At 65.3% G+C, this 24,854-nt stretch carries 24 protein-coding genes; 14 read left to right on the forward strand and 10 right to left on the reverse strand.

Annotated features, from left to right (window positions below):
• Window positions 1-43: 43 nt before the first annotated feature.
• Window positions 44-1,690: a M48 family metalloprotease gene (locus JY96_RS14080; protein ID WP_081961645.1), complete on the reverse strand. Its 1,647-nt coding sequence runs from the start codon at window positions 1,688-1,690 to the stop codon at window positions 44-46.
• A 131-nt stretch (window positions 1,691-1,821) separates the two neighbouring features.
• Between JY96_RS14080 and moaC the strand changes: the two genes are divergently transcribed.
• Window positions 1,822-2,301, forward strand: coding sequence for a cyclic pyranopterin monophosphate synthase MoaC (gene moaC / locus JY96_RS14085; RefSeq protein WP_035038354.1), 480 nt, complete (start codon window positions 1,822-1,824; stop codon window positions 2,299-2,301).
• Window positions 2,302-2,314: 13 nt separating this feature from the next.
• Here the strand turns inward: moaC and JY96_RS14090 are convergent, their stop codons facing one another.
• Window positions 2,315-4,114 (reverse strand): O-antigen ligase family protein, encoded by a 1,800-nt coding sequence (locus JY96_RS14090; RefSeq protein WP_052162526.1) that lies wholly within the window; start codon window positions 4,112-4,114, stop codon window positions 2,315-2,317.
• 165 nt (window positions 4,115-4,279) lie between these two features.
• On the opposite strand from JY96_RS14090, the gene JY96_RS14095 reads away from it, so the two are divergent.
• The 4 genes from JY96_RS14095 (at window position 4,280) to hprK (ending at window position 7,948) form a co-directional block, all read left to right on the forward strand.
• The gene (locus tag JY96_RS14095; protein ID WP_052162527.1) at window positions 4,280-5,530 is read left to right on the forward strand and encodes an MFS transporter; all 1,251 of its coding nucleotides are present in this window, start codon (window positions 4,280-4,282) and stop codon (window positions 5,528-5,530) included.
• A 239-nt stretch (window positions 5,531-5,769) separates the two neighbouring features.
• On the forward strand, window positions 5,770-6,120 hold the full coding sequence (hpf, locus tag JY96_RS14100) for a ribosome hibernation-promoting factor, HPF/YfiA family (protein WP_035038355.1): 351 nt from the start codon (window positions 5,770-5,772) through the stop codon (window positions 6,118-6,120).
• A 336-nt stretch (window positions 6,121-6,456) separates the two neighbouring features.
• The gene (locus JY96_RS14105; RefSeq protein ID WP_035038356.1) at window positions 6,457-6,927 is read left to right on the forward strand and encodes a PTS sugar transporter subunit IIA; all 471 of its coding nucleotides are present in this window, start codon (window positions 6,457-6,459) and stop codon (window positions 6,925-6,927) included.
• A gap of 58 nt (window positions 6,928-6,985) precedes the next feature.
• A complete protein-coding gene (gene hprK / locus JY96_RS14110; protein WP_235333932.1) occupies window positions 6,986-7,948 on the forward strand; it encodes an HPr(Ser) kinase/phosphatase in 963 nt (320 codons plus the stop codon).
• 24 nt (window positions 7,949-7,972) lie between these two features.
• On the opposite strand, the gene fur is transcribed toward hprK, so the two are convergent.
• Window positions 7,973-8,419 carry a ferric iron uptake transcriptional regulator gene (gene fur, locus JY96_RS14115; protein ID WP_035038357.1) on the reverse strand — a complete coding sequence of 149 codons (447 nt, stop codon included), beginning with the start codon at window positions 8,417-8,419 and terminating at the stop codon, window positions 7,973-7,975.
• 177 nt (window positions 8,420-8,596) lie between these two features.
• Here fur and JY96_RS14120 point away from each other — a divergent pair, with 177 nt between their 5' ends.
• From JY96_RS14120 to JY96_RS14140, 5 genes are all read left to right on the forward strand, one after another.
• Window positions 8,597-9,133 (forward strand): outer membrane protein assembly factor BamE, encoded by a 537-nt coding sequence (locus JY96_RS14120; RefSeq protein ID WP_052162528.1) that lies wholly within the window; start codon window positions 8,597-8,599, stop codon window positions 9,131-9,133.
• A gap of 47 nt (window positions 9,134-9,180) precedes the next feature.
• Entirely contained in the window at window positions 9,181-10,008 is an 828-nt protein-coding gene (dapB, locus tag JY96_RS14125) for a 4-hydroxy-tetrahydrodipicolinate reductase (protein ID WP_035038358.1), read from the forward strand.
• A gap of 27 nt (window positions 10,009-10,035) precedes the next feature.
• Window positions 10,036-10,692, forward strand: a complete 657-nt coding sequence (locus tag JY96_RS14130) for a MotA/TolQ/ExbB proton channel family protein (protein ID WP_035038361.1) — start codon at window positions 10,036-10,038, stop codon at window positions 10,690-10,692.
• 29 nt (window positions 10,693-10,721) lie between these two features.
• A complete protein-coding gene (locus tag JY96_RS14135) occupies window positions 10,722-11,174 on the forward strand; it encodes a biopolymer transporter ExbD (RefSeq protein WP_035038362.1) in 453 nt (150 codons plus the stop codon).
• Window positions 11,175-11,364: 190 nt separating this feature from the next.
• Entirely contained in the window at window positions 11,365-12,864 is a 1,500-nt protein-coding gene (locus tag JY96_RS14140; protein ID WP_035038364.1) for an AMP nucleosidase, read from the forward strand.
• Between the two features lie 118 nt (window positions 12,865-12,982).
• On the opposite strand, the gene JY96_RS14145 is transcribed toward JY96_RS14140, so the two are convergent.
• On the reverse strand, window positions 12,983-13,306 hold the full coding sequence (locus JY96_RS14145; protein ID WP_035038366.1) for a HigA family addiction module antitoxin: 324 nt from the start codon (window positions 13,304-13,306) through the stop codon (window positions 12,983-12,985).
• A 149-nt stretch (window positions 13,307-13,455) separates the two neighbouring features.
• Here JY96_RS14145 and JY96_RS14150 point away from each other — a divergent pair, with 149 nt between their 5' ends.
• Window positions 13,456-14,223, forward strand: a complete 768-nt coding sequence (locus JY96_RS14150; RefSeq protein ID WP_052162529.1) for a Crp/Fnr family transcriptional regulator — start codon at window positions 13,456-13,458, stop codon at window positions 14,221-14,223.
• Between the two features lie 30 nt (window positions 14,224-14,253).
• Here JY96_RS14150 and purT read toward each other — a convergent pair whose 3' ends face one another.
• Genes purT through JY96_RS14165 form a run of 3 tightly spaced genes read right to left on the reverse strand, consistent with a single transcriptional unit; the run spans window position 14,254 to window position 17,725 of the window.
• On the reverse strand, window positions 14,254-15,486 hold the full coding sequence (gene purT / locus JY96_RS14155; protein ID WP_035038369.1) for a formate-dependent phosphoribosylglycinamide formyltransferase: 1,233 nt from the start codon (window positions 15,484-15,486) through the stop codon (window positions 14,254-14,256).
• A gap of 39 nt (window positions 15,487-15,525) precedes the next feature.
• Window positions 15,526-16,803, reverse strand: a complete 1,278-nt coding sequence (locus JY96_RS22370; protein WP_152606512.1) for a sensor histidine kinase KdpD — start codon at window positions 16,801-16,803, stop codon at window positions 15,526-15,528.
• The gene (locus JY96_RS14165; RefSeq protein WP_035038372.1) at window positions 16,796-17,725 is read right to left on the reverse strand and encodes a helix-turn-helix domain-containing protein; all 930 of its coding nucleotides are present in this window, start codon (window positions 17,723-17,725) and stop codon (window positions 16,796-16,798) included. The genes JY96_RS22370 and JY96_RS14165 overlap by 8 nt, the downstream gene beginning before the upstream one ends.
• A 358-nt stretch (window positions 17,726-18,083) precedes the next feature.
• Between JY96_RS14165 and JY96_RS14170 the strand changes: the two genes are divergently transcribed.
• Both JY96_RS14170 and JY96_RS14175 read left to right on the forward strand, forming a co-directional pair.
• Window positions 18,084-18,860: a 5'-methylthioadenosine/adenosylhomocysteine nucleosidase gene (locus JY96_RS14170; RefSeq protein ID WP_035038375.1), complete on the forward strand. Its 777-nt coding sequence runs from the start codon at window positions 18,084-18,086 to the stop codon at window positions 18,858-18,860.
• Between the two features lie 74 nt (window positions 18,861-18,934).
• Entirely contained in the window at window positions 18,935-19,237 is a 303-nt protein-coding gene (locus tag JY96_RS14175; RefSeq protein WP_152606513.1) for a DUF962 domain-containing protein, read from the forward strand.
• Window positions 19,238-19,266: 29 nt separating this feature from the next.
• Here JY96_RS14175 and JY96_RS14180 read toward each other — a convergent pair whose 3' ends face one another.
• Complete coding sequence (locus JY96_RS14180; RefSeq protein ID WP_035038380.1) at window positions 19,267-20,541, reverse strand: diguanylate cyclase; 1,275 nt, start codon at window positions 20,539-20,541, stop codon at window positions 19,267-19,269.
• Entirely contained in the window at window positions 20,538-21,839 is a 1,302-nt protein-coding gene (locus JY96_RS22375; protein WP_052162531.1) for a diguanylate cyclase, read from the reverse strand. The genes JY96_RS14180 and JY96_RS22375 overlap by 4 nt, the downstream gene beginning before the upstream one ends.
• 317 nt (window positions 21,840-22,156) lie before the next feature.
• Between JY96_RS22375 and JY96_RS22380 the strand changes: the two genes are divergently transcribed.
• Window positions 22,157-24,019, forward strand: a complete 1,863-nt coding sequence (locus JY96_RS22380) for a hypothetical protein (RefSeq protein WP_052162532.1) — start codon at window positions 22,157-22,159, stop codon at window positions 24,017-24,019.
• 84 nt (window positions 24,020-24,103) lie between these two features.
• Here the strand turns inward: JY96_RS22380 and ssb are convergent, their stop codons facing one another.
• Window positions 24,104-24,628, reverse strand: a complete 525-nt coding sequence (gene ssb / locus JY96_RS14195; RefSeq protein ID WP_035038383.1) for a single-stranded DNA-binding protein — start codon at window positions 24,626-24,628, stop codon at window positions 24,104-24,106.
• Window positions 24,629-24,854 lie beyond the last annotated feature (226 nt).

Here is a 24,854-nt window from a genome sequence, read left to right on the forward strand (position 1 = left end):
GTGCGGTGTAAGGATTTGAGGCGAGCCTGCTGGCCGGGCGGCTTCAGCTGCCGCCGTTTTCCTCGCGCATGTCTTCGCGCTGCTGGCGCTGCCAGGTCTTGAGGCGCGACTCCATCACGCTCAACTCGACCACATCGGCCGCATTCGGCTGGCGGAAGCGCTTTTGTGCGCCCTGGATGCGGTCGATGGCACCGGGCAGGTCGCCCAGGGCGGCGGCGGCTTCGGCCTCGGCCCGCACGGCGCGCAGCGGCTCGCCCAGGCGTTGCCACAACTCGCCCAGCACGGCCCAGGCTGCGGCATCGTGCGGGTGCACGCTGACATGGGTCTGCAGCCGCGCGGCCGCATCGGCCCAGGCCGATTGCTGTGCGCGCCCTTCAGGCAGGGACAGCGCAATGTGCGCGGCCAGCAGCAACTCGGGACGTGCATCCGCATGCGCCGCGACGCGGTTGTCGGCCAGTTCGCGGTTGAGCGTGGCCGCGGCTTCAGTAGGTTGGTGCGCAATGAGCTGGTTGTCCACCACCGCCAGCGACAGCACACGTTCCGCCATGGCCTGCTGGCCCGTGGGCAAGCCCCGCGCCGACTGACGCGCCTGGTTGAGCAGGGCCAGGCCTCGTGTGGCGTCACCACTGCGCTGGGCGGCCAGGCCGGCGGTGTAGTAGGCGGCCACGGCCTGCAGCGGCGTGGCACCCTTCTTGATATCGGGGTTGGCCAGGTTTTGCAGCGACACGCTGCGGGTGTCCATCAGCACCTTGGCACGCGCCGCCATCAGCGTGTGCTGGGCCCAGATGGCCGAGTCATGCCCGGGGCTTTGCTCGGTGGCCACGCGCCAGCCGCCCGGGCCCAGGCGGGCATGCGCCTCGCCAATGCGCTCGGTGGTCAGTGGGTGGGTGCGCAGGTAGGGGTAGCTGCCGTCATCGTTCAGGCGCGAGGCCTGCTGCAGGTGCTCAAACATCTCGGCCATGCCGGCCTGATCAAAGCCTGCTTCGCCCAGCACGCCAAAGCCCACGCGGTCGGCTTCGCGTTCCATGTCGCGCGAGAAGTTCAACTGGCCTTGCACCGCCACGGCCTGGCCACCATAGATCATGGCCTGGGCGGCTTGCGGGTTGCGGCTGGCCGCCAGGATGCCCAGCACCATCGAGGCCAGGCTCACCCACGACTGTTTCGATTGCTGCCCGATCATGCGGGCGATGTGCCGCTGCGTCACGTGGGACAACTCGTGCGCCAGCACCGAGGCCAGCTCATCGGGCGTGCTGGTCATGGCCAGCAGGCCCAGGTGCACACCGATGTAGCCGCCAGGCAGCGCAAAGGCGTTCACCGTGCGGTCGCGCACCAGGAAGGGCTCCCAGGCGTGCGAGGCCTCCAGCTCGGGGCCGATCTCGCCGCGCTGCTTGGCGCCGGCGATCAGCCTTGCCCAGACCTGGCCGATGTACTCCAGCACCAGCGGGTCGTCCACCACATCCGGGTCGCGCAGGATGGAGCGCATGATGCGGTCACCCAGGCGGCGCTCGGCCATCGGCGACAGTTCTTGCGAGGCCGCATCACCCAGGGCCGGCAAGGGCGACGAGCTGCTGGGCGCGGGGGCGTCCTGCGCATGCACCGACAAGCCCAGGGGCCAGCCCAGCAGGATCAAGGCCGCAATGCGCCAGCGCGACAGCGTGGCACCGGAGGGTTGTCGAAGGGTCAAGGGCATGAACACAAACCGGGTGAACTGAGTGCGCAGTATGCTGCGAACCATGCGTGCTTGGACGGCGGAATCACCCACAGGTTCAGGCACTTGAATTTCTTTACCCGCCCTAGCTGGGGGCACATTGGCGATTTTCCATGAGCGAGCTCACCCATTTTGATCAACAGGGCCAGGCCCACATGGTGGACGTGTCCGACAAGGCCGCCACGACGCGCGTGGCCGTGGCTCAAGGGCGCATCGTCATGTTGCCCGCGACCTTGGCCTTGATCGCCGAAGGGCGTGCGGGCAAGGGCGATGTGCTGGGTGTGGCGCGCATCGCGGCCATCCAGGGCGCCAAGCGCACGGCGGACCTGATCCCCCTGTGCCACCCGCTGGCGCTGTCCAAGGTGGCCGTCGAGTTCGAGCTGGATGAGGCGGCGTCGGCCGTGATCTGCCGCGTGACGGTGCAGACCGTGGGCCCCACCGGGGTCGAGATGGAGGCCCTGACCGCCGTGCAGGTGGGCCTGCTCACCATCTACGACATGTGCAAGGCCGCTGACCGCGGCATGGTCATGACCGATGTTGGCTTGCTGGAGAAGGTGGGCGGCAAGTCCGGGCATTGGGTGCGCCAGCCTTGATCCCGGTCCGAGCTCAAGGCAACAGTTGCTTCCAGGTGTAGCTCTGCTGCGGCGGTTCGCACTGGAAGGGGGGCTCTTCACCCGGTTCCGGTTGGGTCTTGCACACGGACAGGAACTCGTCACCCAAGGGGTTGCGGAACTCCTTGAGGCGCTGCACCACATAGCGCCCCTTGTCCACCTGGCCATGCTCGGCCAGTGAGCGGGCATAGGCGGTCATCAGTCGGGCATCCAGCAGGTTGTGCAGCGTGCGCTTGAAGGCCTCGGGCGGCTTGCTGGGGTCTTCGTCTTCCAGGCTGGTCACGTCCGCGTAGTCGGCCTGGTAGCCCCACCAGGGCATCTTCTTGCCGAATTCGATGCGCTGGTCCAGCGGGCCGGCGCCGGCTCGGGGTGCGTAGATGTTGACGGCAGCCTGGTAGTCGGCTGCACACCAGACGGCCAGCAAGGCCATGATCACGCCGCCCGCCAGCATCGACGGGCTGGTGCGGCCAGAGGCGGCGGCTGCCGGCTCACTGCGGGTACCCGATTGCGCGGCCAGCCCGGCACCCCATGCAAACGCCGTGGGCAGCAGGAAGTAGCTGTACCAGAGTGGGTACTCCAGCAGGCTGTGCAGGGCCGCGATGGCGACGATCACCGCGCACGCGCCCACCGTCGAGCGCGTGGGTTGCCCCTGGGCATCGAACTCGTCACGCAGCAGGCCGCTGAACAAGGCCTTGAGGGCCAGCAGGCACAAGGCCAGCAGCAGCACCGTCAGGGGGATGCCGAACTCCACGGCCCATTGCAGGGGCAGGTTGTGGGTGTGGTCGAAGAAGGCGATCGGACGGGTCGGGAAGGGCGTCAGCGTCCAGGCCACATTGAACTCGCCATAACCCACGCCCAGCCAGGGGTTGGCCTTGATCATGTCCAGCACATTGGCCCAGATCTTGAAACGCGAGCTGGAGATGTCGCTCTTGTCATGCAGGCGCGCCTCGGCGGCGAACGTCACGTTCTTGTCTGCGTGCGCCAGGAGCCACATGCCGCCCCAGAACAGCAGGTAGATCAGCGGGGCGCCCACCAGGGTGATGCGCAGCAGGCGGGGCAGGCGCCGGTCGAGCACGCCCCACAGGGTCAGGAAGGCCATGCCGATCATGCCGGTGCGCGAGGCCGTCAGTACGATGCCCCAGATGAACAGGGTGATCAGGCCGGAGGCCACCCAGGCCGGCAGCCGCTGGCGTGCGCCCAGCCAGGCCGCGCCACAGCACGAGAACACCAGCAGGGTGCTGAAGTGATTGGGTTGGCGCAGGTTGCCCACCGCGCGGCCCGGCATGGTGGGCTCGGCAATCAACAGGCCATCGGCCCAGGCTGGGTGGAAGGCTTGCACCAGAGCCAGCACCATGCCGACGCAACCGGCTGCCGTCAGGGCGCCAAAAAAGGCCTCCAGGACGGCATCCTGGTCCTGGCTGCTGGCGCTGCGCCAGCCTGCCCAGAGCACCAGCAGGGCCGCCAGGCTCATGCCGCTGCCCATCATGCCCAGCCCGGCGGGCAGTTGCCCCCACACAAAAGCAGACCCCAGCGCCTCTGCGGCCAGGATGAGCAGCACGGCGCTCAGGCAGCGCAGGGCCATGCCGGCAGAGCCCTGTGCACCCGCCCGGGGCAGCCCGGCCAGCACGGCGACAAACAGCCCCCAGCCCAGCACGGCCAGGGCCTGGTTGTAGAACGTCACAGAGGGCGGCTCGTGGACCGCCAGCAGGGTCGGGGCCAGCACGGCCAGCAGGCCGAATGACCACCACAGCGGGCGATGGCGAACAGCGGAATCTTCAGAGGCGGGCGTGATCATGGCCGCTATTGTCGCGGCAGATCGGGCTGACGCCGGCGAGGCGCTCATCCCAAGCTCGCCACAGATGGCCACAGGTCGCCACAATAGGCCCGCCGCAACAAGGTTGAACAAAAGCGTCGACACTGTCGGGCCGCGTCACCATCTGCCCTCCATCCTGACATCGCCATGAGCTCCAGCGCTTCGACGGCCACCTCCGTGCCCTCCACCCTGATGGTGCGTGAGCGCCTGCTCCTGTGGAGCCTGGCCGCCGTCAACTTCACGCACATCGTCGACTTCATGGTGATGATGCCCTTGGGCCCGCAACTCACGAAGCTCTTTCATGTGAGCGATGCCGAGTTCGGCTTGCTGGTCTCGGCTTACTCGCTGGCCGCCGGCCTGTCGGGCCTGATGGTGTCCATGGTGATCGACCGCTTCGAGCGCAAGCGTGCGCTGCTGCTGGTGTACGCAGGCTTTGCCGTGGCCACGCTGGCCTGCGGTCTGGCGCCGACTTATGGCGCCTTGTTGGCAGCACGCGTGGCCGCTGGTGTGTTTGGTGGCGTGCTGGGTGCGCTGGTGCAGACCATCGTGGGTGATGCCGTGCCTTTCGAGCGGCGCGGCCAGGCCATGGGGTTGGTGATGTCGGCGTTTTCGATGTCCACGGTGGCCGGCGTGCCCCTGTCGCTGTGGCTGGCCAGCCGCTGGGGCTGGCACATGCCGTTTTTTGCCATCGCGGCCGCCTCGGTCGTGGTCTGGCTGACGGCCTGGCGCTCGGTGCCCTTGCTGCGCAGTCACATGACGGGCGTGTCGGCCCAGCCGCCCATCACGCAACTCAAGCGCGTGCTGGCCGAACCCAACCACTGGCGGGCCTTTGCCTTGTCCATGCTGATGCTCTCGGGCAGCTTCAGCATCATCCCTTACATCACGATCTACACGACGGCCAACGTGGGCTTGAGCCAGGCGCAGGTGCCCTATGTGTACTTTGCAGGCGGCGTGGCCACGCTGTTCACGGCCCGCCTGTGGGGGCGCCTCACCGACCGCTGGGGCAAGGTCTTCATGTTCCGTGTGATCAGCGTGCTGGCCGTGTTGCCCATGCTGGCCTTGACCCATCTGCCCGTTGTCGCCCTGCCGGTTTTGCTGGTCGTCACCACGGCATTCTTCGTGTTTGTCTCGGGCCGCATGGTGCCGGGCATGGCCTTGCTGACCGCGGCGCCCGAACCCTCGGTGCGCGGCTCGTTCATGAGCGTCAACGGGGCCTTGCAATCGGCCGCCATGGGCGTGTCGGCGTGGGTCGGCGGGCTGATGATCTCGCGCACCCCGGATGGCCTGGTGCAAGGCTATGGCCGGGCCGGCTGGCTGGCGCTGGTGACCACGCTGATCATGGTCTGGTGGGTGGGCCGCCTGCGCCTGCATACACAGCCTGCGGCGGCTCGTGGGTGAGGGTTTGACAGGGGTTTTGACCTGTCGCAAGCGATAGCGGGTTTTCTTCACGGCCCCGCCGACCTCCATACAAATACTGAGGCGATGCACTTGTCAGGCCGCGCTGACAGGCGCACACTGGTCTTCCGGTCGACGGTTTTCAGCAATGAAATCGGTAGTGAAGCCGTACCCAAAAATGGCTTTGCTGCCGGCTCGCCAGCCGGGTGTCTTCAACGCTTCTGCTCTCGAAAGGAGGCAGTATGAATTTGACGATCAGTGGCCACCATCTGGAAGTTACCCCTTCGCTACGTGAGTACGTACTCACCAAGTTGGATCGAGTGACCCGTCATTTCGATCAAGTCGTGGACGTCAATGTCTTGCTAACCGTTGAAAAGCAAAAGGAAAAGGATCGCCGTCAAAAGGCCGAAGTTACCGTGCATGTGAAGGGCAAGGACATATTCGTCGAGACATCTCACGAAGATCTGTACGCCGCCATTGATCAACTCATGGACAAACTGGATCGCCAGGTCTGCCGCCACAAGGATCGCGTGCAGGACCACCATCACGCATCCCACAAGCGCCAGGATTCGTCCTGGGACGCTATTCAATAAGCACGCGCTGCCGCCGCAAGCCTCAAACAGCGTGCTTGGTGTGCCTGATTGCGGGTCGCCAGCGCAGGTAGACACCAAGTTAACGGCCCTTCGGGGCCGTTTTTCATGGGCTGATGCGGGCCGATCGGGCTAGAGTCGATTTCACCTGGTCATTGGGGTGTTCCGGGGCGTTTTGGGGAATTTGCCTCTTGCTGCGGTGCAGCAAAGGGTGCAGAATCCCTCAAATCGAGGGTCCATGTGATAAGTCATCACCGTCACACGCTCCCTATAATCCGCCCCTCATCCGTCCCGGGAGCCGGGGTCAAGGTGCTTGCCGTCACCCCTGCTTGAATCAAGATGAATCGACTATCAGCCATCCTTCCCTCCAGCCAGGTGCTGGTGGACGTGGACGCCAGCAGCAAGAAGCGGGTCTTCGAGCATGCTGGGCTGCTGTTCGAGAATCAGCACGCCATCGCCCGCGCCATCGTGACGGACAACCTGTTTGCCCGAGAGCGCCTGGGCTCGACCGGCCTGGGGCACGGCGTGGCCATCCCGCACGGCCGCATCAAGGGCTTGAAGAATCCGCTGGCCGCTGTCATCCGACTGAGCCAGCCCATCCCCTTTGACGCGCCGGACGACGAGCCCGTCAACCTGCTGATCTTCCTGCTGGTGCCCGAAGCGGCCACCCAGCGCCACCTGGAAATCCTGTCCGAAATTGCCGAATTGCTGTCGGACCGGGAGTTGCGCGAACGCCTCAAAACCGAGGGGGATGCGGCTCAGGTGCACGATTTGATCGAACGTTGGCAGCCCCTGAAGTCTGTAGCCTAGTCTTTTCGGGCTGGGCTGGGGCATCATGAGATCCTGTCGTTAACCAAACAGATCACTCGTGAGCGTCAAAGATCTCGCCATCATCAGTGCCGAAGCGCTTTTCGAAGCCAACCGCGGGGCTTTGCGCTGGGAGTGGATCGCCGGGCACGCACACCCTGAACGTCGGTTCGACGAAGAAGCCGTTCAAACCGCGCAGTCCGCCGCCGACCTGGTGGGCTACCTCAACTACATCCATCCTTACCGCGTCCAGATCGTGGGCCGGCGTGAGGCCGCCTATTTTTCGGGCTCGACGCCGGAGGACCAGGAGCGCCGCATCCAGCGCATCGTGACGCTGGAGCCGCCCGTGGTGGTGGTGGCCGACGCCCAGGCGCCGTCCGACAAGCTGGTGGCCATGTGCGGCCGCGCCGGCATCCCGCTGTTTGTGACACAAGAGCCCGCCGGCCACGTCATCGACGTGCTGCGCAGCTACCTGACCCAGCATTTCGCCGAGCGCATCACGCGTCACGGCGTGTTCATGGACATCCTCGGCCTGGGCGTGCTGCTGACGGGCGAGTCCGGCCTGGGCAAGAGCGAACTGGGGCTGGAGTTGATTTCACGCGGCCATGGCCTGGTGGCCGATGATGCCGTGGACCTGTTCCGTGTGTCGCGCACGGCCATCGAAGGCCGTTGCCCCGAGTTGCTGCTCAACCTGCTGGAAGTGCGTGGCATTGGCCTGCTGGACATCAAGGCCATCTTTGGTGAAACAGCCGTGCGCCGCAAGATGCGCCTCAAGCTCATCGTGCACCTGGTCCGCAAGGAAACCATGGAGCGTGAGTTCGAGCGCTTGCCCTATGAGCCCCTGTTCGAAGAGGTGATGGGGGTGCCCATCCGCAAGGCGGTGATCGCGGTGGACGCCGGCCGAAACCTGGCCGTGCTGGTGGAAGCCGCTGTGCGCAACACCGTGCTGCAACTGCGGGGCATCGACACCTACAAGGAATTCATCGACCGCCACCAGCGTGCGATGGAGCGCGGCGGCAACTGAGCGTGGCTCGCCGCAGGGCGCCGTTCAGCGGCCGGCGGCCTTGCCTGCGCAGCCGTCGCGCTCGCAGATCACGTACAGCGCCAGGGCGTGGTCCTGCAGCTTGTAGCCACGTTCCTTGGCGATCTCCTGCTGACGGCGCTCGATTTCCGCGTCGTAAAACTCTTCCACCCGGCCGCAGTTCACGCAGACCAGGTGGTCGTGGTGCTTGCCCTCGTTGAGCTCGAACACGGCCTTGCCGGCCTCATTGCCCGCCTCGAAATGGTTGCGCGACAGGATGCCTGCCTGCTCGAACTGCATCAACACACGGTAAACCGTGGCCAGGCCGATGTCGGACCCCTCGTTCAACAGGACCTTGTAGACGTCTTCCGCCGTCATGTGGCGTTGGGCGGCCTGCTGGAAAACTTCCAGGATCTTGATGCGCGGCAGGGTGGCTTTGAGCCCGCTGCTCTTGAGTTCTTCTGCGTGGGTCATGGGTGAGGGCTCCGGCTGCGGAGCAACCTTGACTGGCCCCCGCTAGAATGCCCAATGATATCGACATGGGCGCGACCTGTGAAATGGCCGGGCCTTGTCGCTGCGTGGCATTCCTGCCGTGCGGGCCGATTTCCGATTTTCGTCTGCTGACCCGGACACCAACCAAGCTGCTCATCCATGACGCTGAAACCCCTTCGCCGCACTGTGTTCTGGCTGGCCCCTGTGGCCATGCTGTCGGCCTGCAGCAATTTCTCGCTGAGCAAGCCCGAGACACTCTTCGGCCTGCTGGAGCCCTACAAGGTGGACGTGGTGCAGGGCAATGTGGTCACGCAGGAAATCATGGCGCAGATCCAGCCGGGCCTGGGCCGCATGCAGGTCAAGGAAATCCTGGGCACGCCCTTGCTGGCCGACCCCTTCCACACGGACCGCTGGGACTACGTCTTCACCATCCGCCGCCAGGGTGTGGCCGACCAGCAGCGCCGTGTCAGCGTGTTCTTCAAGAACGACGCGGTGGAGCGTTTTGACACCGAACCCCTGCCCAGCGAGCGTGACTTCGTGGCCTCCATCGACAAGCCTGTCAAAGGCAAGGACGTCCAGAACCTGACGCCCGAGCAGATCGCAGCCCTGCCTGTGCCACCCAAGAGCGAGGTGGTCAAGACGGTGCCCCAAGGTGCCGTGCGCAGCTACCCGCCCCTGGAAGCCGGCAAGCGCTGAGCTGCGTCCCACCGGAAGATTCAACCTGTTTACCGAGATTTGACTGCATGAGCACCGCCGCCAACGCCAGCCCCGTTCACCAGATTGCCATTGCCGGCGCCTCCGGCCGCATGGGCCGCATGCTGATCGAGGCAGTGCACAACGCCGCCGACGCCCAGCTCGCAGGTGCACTGGACATCGCGGCCAGCCCCGCCATCGGCGCCGACGCCTCGGCCTTTCTGGGCGCCAACAGCGGCGTGACCATCACCTCTGATTTGCGTGCCGGCCTGAAGAACGCGCGCTACCTGATCGACTTCACCCGCCCCGAAGGCACGATGGAACACCTGCGCGTGTGCCGTGAACTGGGCGTCAAGATGATCATCGGCACCACCGGTTTCACCGATGCCCAGAAGGCCGAGATCGAGGACGCGGCACGTGACATCGGCATCATGATGTCGCCTAATATGGCCGTGGGCGTGAACGTGGTCTTCAAGCTGCTGGAGCAGGCCGCCAGGGCGCTCAAGGAAGGCTATGACATCGAGATCATCGAAGCCCACCACCGCCACAAGGTGGACGCGCCCAGCGGCACCGCGCTGAAGATGGGCGAGATCGTGGCCGAAGGCGTGGGCCGCAACCTGCAGGAATGCGCCATCTACGGCCGCGAAGGCGTGACCGGCGAGCGTGCCCCCAGCACCATCGGCTTCGCGACGGTTCGTGGCGGCGACATCGTGGGTGACCACACCGTGCTGTTTGCCGGCATCGGCGAGCGCATCGAGATCACGCACAAATCCTCCAGCCGCGCCACGTATGCGCAGGGCAGCTTGCGCGCCGTGCGTTTCCTCGCGAACCAGCCCCATGGCCTGTTCGGCATGGACGACGTGCTGGGCCTGAAGTAATCCACGGTCATTCAACAAGGGCTCGGCATGGGTGGCTTGACGCAGTATTGGGAACAGGGCGACGCGATCGGGCGTGCGGTGGCCATCATGCTGCTGCTGATGTCGATCGGCGCCTGGGTGGTGATCTTCTGGAAGGGCTGGCTGCTCAAGCGTGCCCGCCGCGACCTCACGCTGGGCGTGCAGGCCTTCTGGCGTTCGCCGGACATGGTCTCGGCCCGCCAGGCCCTGCAGGGGTTGGATCGCGAAGGCGTGCTGCTGCCCCTGGTGGACGCCGTGAGCGAGCCTGCCGTTGCCGGTACGCTGGAAGCCCAGGCCCTGCCCGAAGCCCAGTTGACCCGCCGCCTGCGCGACAGCCTGCATGGCGTGCTGGCCCGCCTGCAAGTGGGCCAGGTGCTGCTGGCCTCGGTGGGGGCCGTGTCGCCCTTCGTGGGCCTGTTTGGCACCGTCTGGGGCATCTACCACGCCATGATGGGCATCGCCACCGAAGGTTCGGTCAGCCTGGACAAGGTGGCCGGCCCGGTGGGCGAGGCGCTGATCATGACGGCGGCCGGCCTGGCCGTGGCCATCCCGGCCGTGCTGGCCTACAACATCTTCGGCAAGTTCGTGTCCGCCTGCGAGGCCGACCTGGAAGGCTTTGCCCATGACTTGCGCGAAGCCCTGCTGGGTGCGCAAGCCCGCGACTGAGCAAGCAAGCTGGAAGGTAAGGAACAGCCATGGCATTCGGGCGTCTGGAGCGACCACAGGGCAGCCAGCCCATGAGCGACATCAACATGACACCGCTGATCGACGTCATGCTGGTGCTGCTGGTCATCTTCATGCTGACGGCGCCCTTGATGACCTCCAAGCTCAAGCTGGACCTGCCCAAGGCGGATGCCCCGCCCGCACCGCAGACCGACCAGCCTGTGCTGGCCGTGGCCCTGACGGGTGATGGCGCCATCCACCTGGATGACCAGGCCAGTACGCTGGAGGTGGTGGCTGCTCAAGCCGCCGACCTGGCCAAACGCCGTCGGGACACCGAGGTGCAACTGCGTGCCGACAAGGGCGTGCCTTATGGCCGCGTGGCCGAGTTGATCGGCGTGCTGCAGAAGGCGGGGCTCAACCGCATCGCCTTCGTGACCGAGGCGCCGGATGCCGCTGGTGCAGCCGCCGCTGCTGCGTCGAAATAACAAGCCATTTTAAGGCGCGCCAGCGCATGCCGAGGCATCGGCCCGCCTGTGCATGGGGCTGATATGGGGCGATGTGGGGGCGGATGTCGGCCGCGAACGACAAGGGGCCACAAGCCGTGCATTTCGCCGGGCCGGGCCCGACAGCCGCGCGCACAATGGTCTGCAAGTTGACTGTTGGTCAGGACCCCAGATGGCTGCCCCCAAGTTCCCCACCCAGCGATTCGACAACGCGCAGGCCGCGCTGGATCAGGTCACCCGCCTGTACGACTCGCAGATCGCCTACCTGCGTGACGCGCTGCAGCGCTTCGTGGCCGGTGACAAGCTCAAGGGCCATGTACGCGCCAAGTACCCCTTCGTGCGCATCCACACCGACACGGTGGCCCGTGCGGACTCCCGCCTGTCGTACGGCTTTGTGGCCGGGCCGGGCACCTACGAGACCACGCTGACACGCCCCGATCTGTTTGCCGACTACTACCGCGAGCAGTTCGATCTGCTGCTGGCCAACCACGGCGTGTCCATCGAGGTGGGCCTGGGGGCCGATCCGATCCCGGTGCACTTCAGCCTGGCCGAGCACCAGCACCTGGAAGGCAGCATGTCGCCCGAGCGCCGCTTGTTGCTGCGCGACCGCTTCGACCTGCCCGACCTGGCCTCGATGGACGATGGCATCGCCAACGGCACGTACGAGACGCGTGGTGGCGCGCCGCGGCCACTGTCGCTGTTCACGGCACCGCGTGTGGACTACTCGCTGCACCGCCTGCGCCACTACACGGGCACCTCGCCCGAGCACTTCCAGAACTTCGTGCTGTTCACGAACTACCAGTTCTACATCGACGAGTTCGTGCGCATGGGCCATGAGCTGATGCGCCGTGCCCCCGACCCCAAGAACCCGCGTGACGACGACGACTGCATCGCCTTTGTCGAGCCGGGTAATGTGATCACGCGGCGCGTGGGCCAATCCATCGAGGTGTCGGACGCCTTGGGCTCGGTGCCACCGCGTTTGCCGCAAATGCCCGCCTACCACCTGATCCGCAAGGACCGCAGTGGCATCACCATGGTCAACATCGGGGTGGGGCCGGCCAATGCCAAGACGGCGACCGACCACATCGCGGTCTTGCGTCCGCACGCGTGGATCATGCTGGGGCACTGCGCCGGCCTGCGCAACTCGCAGCAGTTGGGTGACTATGTGCTGGCCCACGGTTATGTCCGCGAGGACCATGTGCTGGACGAGGATCTGCCCTTGTGGGTGCCCATCCCGCCACTGGCCGAAATCCAGCTGGCGCTGGAAGGCGCGGTGGCCGATGTGACCCAGCTGCACGGCTACGAGCTCAAGCGCATCATGCGCACGGGCACGGTAGCGTCCACCGACAACCGCAACTGGGAGTTGCTGCCGCAACGCGAACCCGAGCGTCGTTTCAGCCAGAGCCGTGCCGTGGCGCTGGACATGGAAAGCGCGACCATCGCGGCCAATGGCTTCCGATTCCGGGTGCCATATGGGACGCTGCTGTGCGTGAGCGACAAACCGCTGCACGGCGAGCTGAAGCTGCCGGGCATGGCCAACCAGTTCTACCGCGAGCGGGTAGACCAGCATTTGCGCATCGGTTTGCGCGCCATTGAGCGTTTAAGGGCCAATATGGCTGGTCAACTGCACAGCCGCAAGCTGCGCAGCTTCGCCGAGGTGGCGTTCCAGTGAGAGGCTAACCAGTTCAGGTGGAACTGGCTGCGCGGTGCTGACCGGTTTGCCCGGTGTCAGGCCGCGCGACAGGCGACAAGCGGGCTCGATGCGAGCGCTTGCGCCTGTTGGCAGACGTTCAGGCCGCAGCCAGAACAGGCTTTTCTGGAGGGGCGGGCACAGGGGCCACTTCGCGGCGGATCTGTTCGCCGGCCAACTCTTCGGCCACGCGCAGGTCGTAGGCCGTCTGCAGGTCCATCCAGTACTGGGGCGTGGTGCCAAAGAAGCGGGCCAGGCGCAGGGCCGAATCAGGGCTGATACCGCGGCGTTCGCGCACGATGTCGTTCACACGGGGAGCCGGGACGTGCAGGCGAATGGCCAGACCGCTGGCCGACAGGCCGTGTTGTTCCATGAACTTGGCGCGCAGGATGGCGCCGGGATGCACAGCTTGTGAGTTGCTCATAGGACTAAGGGTTTTTCATAGATACTGGTCTGATCGTATGAGGTTTGTCTCATTAACATTGTCAAAACTTGGACAATTACACGCAATTCATCTAACCATTTCGGGGTATTGCGGGAAAACACTTAGAACATTTACCGTTTGACGAAAACATGGCGCGCCGAACCGAATCCACTCCGCTGACTTTGTTGCCCGCGCTCAAATCCCATCTTTGGTTTGCCGGTTGCCCGCCTGCTTTTCAGCAGGCCCTGGTCGAGCGCTCGCGCCTGTGGCACATCGGGCCGGGCGAGATCCTGTTCTCACGCGGCGAGGCGCAAGACAGCCTGTGCTGCGTGGTGGCGGGGGCCCTGAAGCTGGGCTCCATCAACCCCAAGGATGGCTCGCACCATTTGACGATGTACGTGGAGCCTTACCACTGGTTCGGCGAGATCTCGATGCTCGATGGCTTGCCGCGCAGCCAGGACGCGATCGCCGACACCGACAGCACGGTCATGGTGGTGAGCGGCCCCTTGCTGACGGAGTGGCTGGCCGAGCACCCGGAAAACTGGCGGGATCTGGCGCGCCTGGCCTGCGCCAAGCTGCGGCTGATCCTCACGGCGATCGAGGACAACGCGTCCTTGTCCATCGAGCAGCAGGTGGCGCGGCGGCTGCTGTTTTCGGCCACGAACTTCGGGCAGTCGACCAACCCGAGCGTGCGCCGGCGCGTGCGGCTGCCGCAGGAGTACCTGGCGCGCATGCTGGGCGTGTCGCGTCAGACGATCAACAAGTCCTTGCGTGCGCTGGAGCGCGAGCGTGTGCTGGCCTTGCACTATGCCGAGATCGAGATCGTCGACATGGCCGCGCTGGTCACCAAGGCCGGGGCGATCTACCCCGGCTTGCCCTACCCGATGCCAGGCCCCGACGCGGACATCACGGGCTGACTGCGCTGGTGTGCGAGCCAGCGCTGTATCTCAGCGCACAGCGCGCGGCTTGACCTTGGCGGCGGCCGTGCGGGCCTTCTGGCGGGCGGCGTCCACCGTGGTGTCGGTGGCCAGGGCCACACCCATGCGGCGTTTGACGAAGCTCTCAGGCTTGCCGAACAGGCGCAGGTCGGTGCCGGGCTCACTCAATGCCTCGGCCACGCCGTCGAACACCACCTCTTGCGCGTCCACCCCGCCGTAGATCACGGCCGAGGCGCCGGGCGCGCGCAGGCTGGTGTCCACGGGCAGGCCCAGGATGGCGCGGGCATGCAGTTCGAACTCGCTTTGCACTTGCGTGGACAGCGTGACCAGGCCGGTGTCATGCGGGCGCGGGCTCACTTCGCTGAACCAGACCTGGTCGCCCTTGACGAACAACTCCACCCCGAAGATGCCCTGGCCGCCGAGGTTGTTGGTCACGGCTCTGGCGATCTCGCGGGCCTTGCGCAAGGCTTCCGGGCTCATGGGGTGGGGCTGCCAGCTCTCGACGTAATCGCCGCTGACTTGCAGGTGGCCGATGGGCTCGCAGAAGTGCGTGGCGATCTGGCCTTGCGCCGCGCCGTGCCCGGCTGCGCGCACAGTCAGCAAGGTGATCTCGTAGTCGAAGTCGATGAAGCCTTCGACGATGATGCGGCCGTGACTCACGCGGCCGCCGGCCATGGCGTAGTCCCAGGCCTTTTCCACATCGGCCGGGCCATCGATCTTGCTCTGGCCTTTGCCTGATGAGCTCATCACCGGCTTGACGATGCAGGGGTAGCCGATGCCGTCATCGATGGCGGCCTGCAACTCGGCCAGCGAGTCGCAGAAGCGGTAGGGGCTGGTGGGCAGGCCCAGGGTTTCGGCGGCCAGGCGGCGGATGCCTTCACGGTCCATGGTCAGGCGGGCGGCGCGCGCGGTGGGGATGACGCGCACCACGCCCTGGGCTTCGAGCTCTTCCAGCACGGGCGTGGCAATGGCCTCGATCTCGGGCACGACCAGGTGGGGGCGCTCGGCTTCGATGAGCGCGCGCAGCTGGGCCGGGTCGCTCATGGTGATGGTGCGGGCGTGGTGGGCCACCTGCTGGCCGGGCGCGTGCTCATAGCGGTCCACGGCGATGGTCTCGACCCCCAGGCGTTGCAGGGCGATGAGGACTTCCTTGCCCAGCTCGCCCGCGCCCAGCAGCATGACCCGTGCGGCGGAGGGAGACAGGGGGGTGCCAAGAGGCAGCGTCTGGACGGGCTGGGTCATGGTGGACTGGCTTGCGGTGGTTGGATGAGGCCTTGATTGTCAGGCACGCAGCGGCAGGTCGACCGCGAAGCAACTGCCTTGGCCAGCCTCGCTGCGCAGGCTCACTTCGCCGCCAAGGCGTTCGACCAGGCGCTTGACGACCGCCAGGCCCAGCCCCGAGCCATCCACCTTGCCGATACGTTGGTCATCCAGGCGCACATAGGGTTCGAAGATGCGTTGCTGGTCTTGCTGCGGGATGCCGATGCCGGTGTCGATGACCTCGATGAGGACGCTGGCGTCATCCGTGGCGTTCAGGGCGATGCGCACGGTGATGCACCCGCTGACGGTGTACTTGAGCGCGTTGGTGATCAGGTTGGACAGGATCTGCCTGACGCGGGCGGCATCCGTCCAGGCATCGTGCAGTGCCTGCGCGTCCTGCGGGGGGCATTCGCAAACGATGTCGAGGCCTCGGCTTTGCGCTTGCGGTCGGTAGGTGTCGCAGACTTCTTGCGCCAGGGCGGGCAGGTCCACGGCGGCCTTGTGCAATTGCCAGGCGGGGTTTTCCAGCCGCGTGTACTCGGTGACGTCGCGCAAGTGGGTGTCGAGCTGGGCGGCGGCCGTGCGGAGGCGGTCAATGGCGCGCCGCTCCGGCGGCGTCTGGGCCTTGAGCGCCAGCAGGTCGATGGAGCCCAGCATGGCCTGCAGCGGGCTGCGGATCTCGTGCGAGAGCATGGCCAGGAAGCGTTCCTTGCTTTGATGCGACGCGAGCTCCGTGGCGCGCAGCCGCCCTTTGAGCGCGGTGATGTAGTGCAGGGCCACGATGCAGGCGGGGTGCGCAACCAGCAGCACCAGCAGGACGTGCGCGTTCATGGCCGCTTGTGATGACAGGCTGTGTTGCAGTGTCGGGCCGTACTGAAAGAGGTAGATGCTCAGCAAGCCCAGGTAATGCAGCCAGCAGATCAGGTTCGCGCCACGCTGCAGGGCCACGAAGGCCTCGATGTAGAACACCACCATGAACTGGGAGTCCGAGGCCAGCTTGAACAAACCGGTCACGGTGTGGTCCTGCGCGGCCATGTACACACAGCCTTGCATGTAGAAGCTGGTGGGCACGAGTGCGGTGAACATGATGGTGTTCATGCGCGCAGGAAACCGCCACAGGCAAAAGGCGGTCACACCATACAGGGCGGACATGAGCGGCACACCGATGCGGTCCCAGCTGCTGATTAAACCACTGTAGGTGATGTAGGCAGCCCCCAGGCTCACCAAGGTGCACAACCAGAAGACGATGCGCGTGTCTTTTCGCTCGGGAGGCGGCGATGGCAAGGGTGCGTCAGTCATGCTGGTGGCGCAGCCGGTCCAGGCCACTCTGGATGGCGGCAGTCAGTACCGCGGGGCGCACCGGTTTTTCAAAGAAGGTGACGCCCTGGGTGCGCAAGATGGTGGCCAGCGTGGCCTCCGAGGCGGCGCCGCCTCGCAACTGCCCCGTGAGCAGGACGATGGGGGCGTCGGGTTGTTCGCGGCGGATGCGCTCGACCAGGGCCTGCGAGGTCTGGCCGCCTGCCAGGATCAGGTCCACGACAAAGGCATCGTGGTGGGCCAGGGGCAGCGCCAGCAGGTCCTCGGGGCGGGTGTAGGCCTGGGCGTCGTAGCCCACTTCGTTGAACCAGTCGGTCAGCGCGTCAGCCGAGCCGACGTCGTCGTCCAGCACGGCGATGCGCGCGCGCGTCTGCTCGCCCTGGTTGCGCCATTGCAGTTGCGCGACGGCATAACATGCCCCGGTGGCGGCCTCTTTTTGCCACCGGGCCTGGACGGTCACCAGCCAGCCTTCCTGCGGATGATGGTAGGCCACCAGACTCGGGCAGGACGAGGCGGTGTCTGTCGTGCACAGGGCGCCGAGTTCGATGTCGCAAGGCAGGCGCTGCCCGTCCATCAACAAGGTGGCGGGGTAGGTGCTGACGGGCCGGGCATGGCTGCTGACAGCGGGGGCGCGACCTGCTGGTGTGCCGGCCGCCAGCACCGCGTCGATGCTCTCCCCGAAGTACTGGCAGATGGCCTGGACTTCATCGAACAGCCAGACCGCGCCGCGCAGTTTGCGACGTGCCTGGCTGACCGAAATCGCGCAAATATGCGCGATTTCGGTGGCCTGATGCCGGATCGCCACACCATGGCGATCCAGCAGGGCAGACAGGCAGGCACTGACCCGCGCGTCGCGCTCATCCTGGGGATGACCCTGGTGATCTTTGTCAAAGTCAGCGTCCATGGTGCTCAGGTGGGGGGGGGGCAATCAGGCGGGTTCGATGGATAAAAACACCACTTTTGCGCGAAAGCGTCAAATATGCTCGATACAATGCATTGTGCGCTGAAAACACAACACGATTCATGGCGCCGCTCAGGGAATTTTCATGATTTCGACGCTGGTGACAGCATCGAACAGCCGGATGCTCAATGGCTTGTCCATTGAGGCTTCTGGCTGGTGCCTTCGGGCCTTCCAAACCACCTCTCGAGGTGGTTTTTTCATGGCCGCACGGCAGCGGGCGGCGAGGCGCTGCCGAATGCGTGGATGATGGGCGCCTGGCCCCGTCCTGTTCCCTCCCACCTCCCACCTCCTGCCTGCGCATATGAACAAGCCCGCTGGTCGCATCGGCATCATGGCCGCCATGCCCGAAGAACTGCAAGCCTTGCTGGACGTCATGCCCGACGAAAGCCTGGAGCGCCGTGCCGGGCGCGAGTTCTGGGTCGGCCACCTGCATGGGCGCGAGGTGGTGGTGGTGCTGTCGCGCATTGGCAAGGTCGCCGCAGCCACGACCACCACGGTGCTGCTGAGTTGTTATGGGGTGGACCAGATCATCTTCACCGGGGTGGCTGGTGGCCTGGGCGCGGGCGTGCGGGTGGGTGATGTGGTGGTGGCCGATGCCCTGATCCAGCACGATATGGATGCCTCGCCGCTGTTCCCGCGCTTTGAGTTACCCGGTCAAGGCGTGAGCGCCCTGGCGCCTCCTGCTGCGCTGACCACGTCCGTGCGCGACACGGTCGAGCAGGTGCTCAGCCCGGCTGCGTTGGCGGCGGGTGGCGCCTTGGCCGACGTGCACCTGGATGCACTGGGCCTGTCGCAGCCGCGTGTGCACCAGGGCCTCATCATCAGTGGCGACCAGTTCATCCATTCGGCTCAGGCTTGCCGCGACTTGACGCAGGCCTTGCCCGCGGCGCTGGCCGTGGAGATGGAGGGCGCCGCCGTGGCCCAGGTCTGCCATGACTTTGGCGTGCCGTATGCCGTGATCCGCACGATCTCGGACCGGGCCGATGACGACGCCCACATCGATTTCCCGCGCTTCATCGAGGCGGTGGCCCGGCACTATTCGCTGGCCATCGTGGAAGCCTTGTTGAAAAGGGGCTGATCAGCCTTGATTTCGATCAGGCCCGGCGCTTAAGCTGGCGCCTGCACTTTCCCAACATGACCTGGAGACACGATATGGCGCGCTATGCATCTTTCAGCGCCTTCTATCCCTTCTACCTCTCGCAGCATCAGGACCGCACCTGCCGGCGCCTGCATGTGGCCGGGTCGACGCTGGTGCTGTCGGTGCTGATCTGGGCATTGTTCACCCAGACGTGGTCCGCCTTGTGGCTGCTGCCGGTGCTGGGTTACGGCTTTGCATGGGTGGGCCACTTCCGCTTCGAGCGCAACAAGCCGGCCACCTTCACCTACCCGCTCTACAGCCTGATGGGCGACTGGGTGATGTGGTGGCAGACGCTGACGGGCAAGCTGCCACTGTGATGCCGCGGTGATGCTGCGGTGAGCGGCCCTCACAAGGACAGCGACACCACCTGGTTGCGCCCTGCCTGCTTGGCCTTGTAGAGCGCGGAGTCGGCGGCGGCGATCAGGTCCTGCTCCTGCACGCCCTCGCGCGCGCGGCAGCTGACCACACCGATGCTGGCCGTGACCATCGCGGCCGTGGCCGAGGCCTCGTGCACGATGCCCTGCTTGATGATGGCTTCGCGGATGCGCTCGGCTGCCTGGTGGGCGGTGTCCTTGTCGGCGCCGGGCAGCACGGCGATGAACTCTTCGCCGCCGTAGCGGGCCACGAGGTCACCGGGGCGGCGCAGGCTGTCCTGCATGGCGTGGGCGACCTGCATCAGGCACTGGTCGCCCACGGGGTGGCCATAGCGGTCGTTGTATTGCTTGAAGTGGTCCACGTCCAGCATGAGCACGGCCACGGGTGTCTGGTCGTACTGGGCACGCTGCCAGGTTTGTTCCAGGTATTGCTGGAAGTGCCGGCGGTTGAACAGGCCGGTGAGGGTGTCCATGCGCGAGAGTTGCTGCAGGCGTTGCTGCACCTCGCCCAGATCCTGCAGCAGGTGCTTGCGGCGCAGCGACAGCAGGTACTGGCGCCGCTCGTCGCGCTCCAGCGCGTAGTTGGCCATCAGCGTGAAGACCATGGTGGCGCCAATGAGCAGGGCAATCGGCAGGATCAGCCTGGGGTTGAAGGCCGGCACCATCATCACGCCGCCGATGTGGATGGCGTACACCGTCAGCGAAAAGGCGACCGCGAACCAGAAGCGCAGGCGCTGCACCACGTTGCCGTACATGATCACCACCATCAGCCCCACGTGGTAGTACTGGCTGGTGGCGGCGCGGCTGTTGGTCAGGAGGTAGGCCAGGCAGGCGGCGGCGAGCGCGCCGCTGATCACCACCAGACACTCCCCCACCAGGGTCGGGATCTGCGTGACCATCTTGTCGCGCAAGAGCCAGACGCTCACCAGGGCGATGATCGCAAAGGGGGTGAACATGCCCAGCCGGATTTTCACGGCCAGCCAGAACACGTCGGGCACCATGAGGTAGTCCACCAGCAGGAAGCCGTTGAACACGAACAAGGACAGCAGGCTGCTGAGCACAAAGTAGCGCAGCCTGCGTGGTGCGCAGTCGTTGACGAACTGGTGCTCCAGTGCCGCGGGAAAGCGCAGCCTGGACCAGGACTTGTTGAATTGCTCGGTGGCGGTGGCCACCTCGTCGCGGCTGGCAGGGCCCGTGGGTTGGACGGTGCGCTGTGCGGGCGGCAGGGCGCGGCTGTAGGTGCTCACGTGTGGCCGGCCTCCTGCAGGGTGCAGGCCTGGTTGCGGCCCATTGATTTGGCTTTGTAGAGCGCTTCGTCGGCTTGCGCGAGCAAAGCCGGGACGCTGGCTTGCTCGGCGTTGGCGCGCAGGCAGGCCACGCCGATGCTCACGGTGACCCAGGGCTGCACGGGCGAGGCCTCATGCGGGCGCTGCAGGCGCCACACCGCTTCGCGCACACGCTCGGCCGCCGCCATGGCTTCGGGCAGCGAGGTCCGGCTCAGCACGGCGATGAACTCCTCACCCCCGAAGCGCGCGACCAGGTCCCCCGGTTTGCGCAGATGGCGGCTCATGGTGGCCGCGACTTCCTTGAGGCAGGCATCGCCCACCGGGTGGCCATAGTGGTCGTTGTAGAGCTTGAAGTGGTCGATGTCGATCATGAGCAGCGCCACCTCTTGCCCATCCTGGCGGGCCCGCGCCCAGACCTGCGCGAGGAACTCATCAAAGTGGCGGCGGTTGGCGATCTCGGTCAGCGGGTCGAAGCGGGTGAGCTGGTCGAGGCGCTTGTTGCCTGCTTCCAGCTTGTCAAGCAGCAGGTGCTCGTGCTGCAGCATCAGCCAGTTGGTGCGCTCTTCGTACTCCAGCCAGTAGCTGCCGTACAGCGTGAACAGGATCGTGGAGACCATCACCAGCGCCGTGCCCACCATCACGGCAAAGTTGGCGTGGGGGATGCTCAGGGCTGCGAAGGCAAACAGAGCCAGCACGATCAAGTCGATCAACAGGGCGGGCCAGAAACGCAAGCGCTCCAGCCCGCCGTTGAACAGCGGGATCAGGCTCAGGCTGACCAGATAGGGCGCGGCCAGCTCGTCGGTGCTGCTCATGCACAGGTAGACGATGATGCCGGCCCCCAGCACACCTCTGAGCGCGCCGACCCATTCACGCCAGGCGGGCCTGATCAGTGGCAGCAGGCTGACGCCCAGCATCAGCAGCGGCACGAAGACCAGCAGGCGCAGGGTGAGGGCGGCCAGGAAGCGGTCCGGCACCATGATCCAGTCGGGCACCAGCAGGATGCTGGTCAGCAGGATAGACATGCCCGCGCCGGTGCGCATCTGTGCCATCCGCTCGGGGGCCTTGTCAGCCTGGAAATGGGCCTCCACCGAGGGGGGAAAGCGCAGCTGGGGGAAGCCCTGCTGCTGCACGATCTCGAACGTGCTGGCCGACATGGGCTCCGCCGCGTCCTGCCCTTGCGGGGACGGTGCGGGGGGCGCCAGCGGTGTCCATGAAGCCAGATTGATCATGCCAATGCCATGCGAGTGCTTTTTGCACATGCGGTCTGTCTATTTTCGGCCTCATCCGCAGGAGCTTGACGCAATGCGTTCCGTGGGGAGGCTCCTGCCGCGTGATGCAATGCACGACCCCGCCTGGGCTGGTCGGTGGCTTGACAGGAAAAAACCCCTGATCTGACCGGGCCTCTGCCCGGGCGCTCGCACAGCGCGTAGAGCGCTGGGGCCGCAATGAGCGCGCGCTATGGGCGTCTGTTTGCCGAATCGCCCCCTGTTTGGCTTGCCTAGGATTTGCGAACAAGCAAATGAGACCTCGTGTTGTGTGAGGTCTTATCCCATTCACGCTACACGGGGAGTGCCCTTTGCGATCCTTCAAAGTCTTTTGGCGCGTCGCCGCGCTGTGCTCGGTCTTCCTGTTCCATGGTTGCGACAACGGCGGTGCCGCGCTGTATGACTGCGGCAACATCACGGTGACCACCTTGGCCGGCTCGGGCCAGACGGGCACCGCCGATGGCAGTGCCACATTGGCGACGTTCAGCAGCCCGCAAGGTGTCGCGACAGATGGCGTCAACCTGTATGTGGCGGATCGAAACAACAACAAGATTCGCAAGGTGGTGATCGCCACAGGCGCGGTGAGCACGCTGGCTGGTTCTGGCGCGGCGGGTGCCGACGAAGGCATCGGCGCTGCGGCAACATTCAATCAGCCCCTGGGGGTGGCCACGGATGGCACCAACTTGTATGTCGCGGATACCGGCAACAACAAGATTCGCCAGATTGTGATCGCCACGGGCGCAGTCAGCACGCTGGCCGGCTCGGGCGTGGCTGGTGCCGATGAGGGGACGGGGGTGGCCGCCACCTTCAATCAGCCGATCGGCATCGCCTTCCATGGTGGCAACCTGTATATCGCGGACACCAACAACATCAAGATCAGAAAGCTGGTGATTGCCACTGGTGTGGTCAGCACCTTGGCCGGCTCCGGAAGTGTGGGTTCCACTGACGGCAATGGTGCGTCGGCAAGTTTTACGATTCTGGGCGGCATTGCCACCGATGGCACCAATGTGTATGTCACAGATGAGATTGCGGAACGGATTCGCAAGGTTGTGATTGCCACGGGTGAGGTTTCGACGTTGGCTGGGTCGGGCGCGGATGGCTCTCAGGACGGCACGGGCTCAGCGGCCACATTCTTTTTCCCGACAGGCGTAGCCACGGATGGCACCAACCTGTATGTCTCAGATTCACAAAATCGCAAGATCCGCAAGGTGGTGATTGCTTCGGGTGCCGTCACAACCCTGGCGGGAAGCGGTGCTTACGGGAGCCAGGATGGCAACGGCCAGACAGCTCAATTCCGTTCGCCCATCGGGATCGTGACGTCAGGCGCCAGCCCTGATGGCGTCAACCTGTATGTGGTGGACAGCAGTGACAACAAGGTTCGCAAGATCAACTACGTCCCGGGGGTTTGTGCCAGCGCGAATGGCTACCTTGTCGGTGGCGAGGTCAGTGGCCTGTCGGGCACGCTGGTGCTGGCCAATAACGGCGGGAACAACAAGACACTGACCGCCAACGGCGTGTTCAGCTTCTCCAGCTCGGTGGGATCTGGTCAAGGCTACAACGTCACGGTGTTGACCCCGCCTGCCGGGCAGACCTGTACGGTGGCCAATGGCAGCGGCACGGCGACCGGGCGGGTCAGCAACGTGGCTGTCACCTGCGTCAACAACGGCCCCTACACCGTGGGAGGCTCGGTGAGCGGCTTGTCCGGCTCCCTGGTGCTGCAGAACAATGGCGTGGATAACCTGACGCGCAATGCCAACGGCAGCTTTACCTTTGCCACAGCCGTGAATTCAGGCAGCGCCTATGCGGTGACCGTGCAGACGCAACCCGCCGGGCAGTTTTGCACAGTCAGCAATGGCAGCGGCACGGCCAGCGGCAATGTCAGCAATGTGGCGGTCACGTGCAGCACCAACGTCTACAGCATCAGCGGCATCGTCAATGGCCTGAGCTTCCCTGGCCTGGTGTTGCAAAACAATGGGGGCGACGATCTCTCTGTGTTCCCCGGTATGCCTGGTGCCCCGTATGAGCCGTTCACGTTCGCGACATCGGTCAACCATGGCAGTGCATACGGGGTCACCATCCTGACGCAGCCAGCTGGCCAGACTTGCAGCGTGACCAGCGGCGGCAGTGGTACGGCCACCGCCAATGTCACTGACGTGGTGATTGACTGCATCTGATTTCAAGCCGATTTGGTGCTCAATGCAAAAGGCCCGCAGCATCACGCTGCGGGCCTTTTTTGCTGACAACCGGGAATGCCGTTGTCAGAACGGGATGTCGTCATCCATGTCGTCAAAGCCGGTGGACGACTTGGGCGCGGGGGCCGGCGCCGGGCGTTGTGCCGCAGCCGGACGTGCAGCCGGACGGCTCGGTGCGGACGGGGCTTCCTGATTGAAGTCATCGCCACCACCCTGGTTGCCACCGCCGTAGCCGCCGCCACCACCACCGCCGCCTTCACGGCCGCCCAGCAGTTGCATCTGCTCGGCCACGATTTCGGTGGTGTAGTTGTCCTTGCCGTCCTTGTCCTGCCACTTGCGGGTCTTCAGGCGGCCTTCCACGTACACGGGGCGGCCCTTTTTCAGGTATTCACCGGCGATTTCGGCCAGACGGTCGTAGAACACCACACGGTGCCATTCGGTTTCCTCAACCTTGTCGCCGCTGTTCTTGTCCTTCCAGTTGCGCGTGGTGGCAACGGAGACATTACAGACGGCGGCGCCATTGGGGGTGTAGCGCACTTCGGGGTCGCGACCCAGGTTGCCGATGAGGATGACTTTGTTGATGGAGGCCATGGCCTGATTCCTGAAAGCTGATGGTTGGTTAATTCGGCAACGTGGTGTTGCCTTGCGTGCCGTTAGTTAGCGGCGCAATTATCACCGTTCTCAGGATCAGGCCTTTCCCTCGGGGGAGGGCGCACCGTCGGGGGTGACACATGGTGGGATGCGGGCGGTGATAAATCCGCGGCCAGTACGGCCTTATTGCACGTCAGCACGCTGGCAGGTCCTCAACCATCATGGC

Source organism: Aquabacterium sp. NJ1, assembly GCF_000768065.1.
GTDB lineage: Bacteria > Pseudomonadota > Gammaproteobacteria > Burkholderiales > Burkholderiaceae_C > Aquabacterium.

Coding starts and splice junctions, on each gene's coding strand:
- JY96_RS14080 (WP_081961645.1), bottom strand. CDS start 1,690: ATGCCCTTGACCCTTCGACAACCCTCCGGTGCCACGCTGTCGCGCTGG.
- moaC (WP_035038354.1), top strand. CDS start 1,822: ATGAGCGAGCTCACCCATTTTGATCAACAGGGCCAGGCCCACATGGTG.
- JY96_RS14090 (WP_052162526.1), bottom strand. CDS start 4,114: ATGATCACGCCCGCCTCTGAAGATTCCGCTGTTCGCCATCGCCCGCTG.
- JY96_RS14095 (WP_052162527.1), top strand. CDS start 4,280: ATGAGCTCCAGCGCTTCGACGGCCACCTCCGTGCCCTCCACCCTGATG.
- hpf (WP_035038355.1), top strand. CDS start 5,770: ATGAATTTGACGATCAGTGGCCACCATCTGGAAGTTACCCCTTCGCTA.
- JY96_RS14105 (WP_035038356.1), top strand. CDS start 6,457: ATGAATCGACTATCAGCCATCCTTCCCTCCAGCCAGGTGCTGGTGGAC.
- fur (WP_035038357.1), bottom strand. CDS start 8,419: ATGACCCACGCAGAAGAACTCAAGAGCAGCGGGCTCAAAGCCACCCTG.
- JY96_RS14120 (WP_052162528.1), top strand. CDS start 8,597: ATGACGCTGAAACCCCTTCGCCGCACTGTGTTCTGGCTGGCCCCTGTG.
- dapB (WP_035038358.1), top strand. CDS start 9,181: ATGAGCACCGCCGCCAACGCCAGCCCCGTTCACCAGATTGCCATTGCC.
- JY96_RS14130 (WP_035038361.1), top strand. CDS start 10,036: ATGGGTGGCTTGACGCAGTATTGGGAACAGGGCGACGCGATCGGGCGT.
- JY96_RS14135 (WP_035038362.1), top strand. CDS start 10,722: ATGGCATTCGGGCGTCTGGAGCGACCACAGGGCAGCCAGCCCATGAGC.
- JY96_RS14140 (WP_035038364.1), top strand. CDS start 11,365: ATGGCTGCCCCCAAGTTCCCCACCCAGCGATTCGACAACGCGCAGGCC.
- JY96_RS14145 (WP_035038366.1), bottom strand. CDS start 13,306: ATGAGCAACTCACAAGCTGTGCATCCCGGCGCCATCCTGCGCGCCAAG.
- JY96_RS14150 (WP_052162529.1), top strand. CDS start 13,456: ATGGCGCGCCGAACCGAATCCACTCCGCTGACTTTGTTGCCCGCGCTC.
- purT (WP_035038369.1), bottom strand. CDS start 15,486: ATGACCCAGCCCGTCCAGACGCTGCCTCTTGGCACCCCCCTGTCTCCC.
- JY96_RS22370 (WP_152606512.1), bottom strand. CDS start 16,803: ATGACTGACGCACCCTTGCCATCGCCGCCTCCCGAGCGAAAAGACACG.
- JY96_RS14165 (WP_035038372.1), bottom strand. CDS start 17,725: ATGGACGCTGACTTTGACAAAGATCACCAGGGTCATCCCCAGGATGAG.
- JY96_RS14170 (WP_035038375.1), top strand. CDS start 18,084: ATGAACAAGCCCGCTGGTCGCATCGGCATCATGGCCGCCATGCCCGAA.
- JY96_RS14175 (WP_152606513.1), top strand. CDS start 18,935: ATGGCGCGCTATGCATCTTTCAGCGCCTTCTATCCCTTCTACCTCTCG.
- JY96_RS22375 (WP_052162531.1), bottom strand. CDS start 21,839: ATGTGCAAAAAGCACTCGCATGGCATTGGCATGATCAATCTGGCTTCA.
- ssb (WP_035038383.1), bottom strand. CDS start 24,628: ATGGCCTCCATCAACAAAGTCATCCTCATCGGCAACCTGGGTCGCGAC.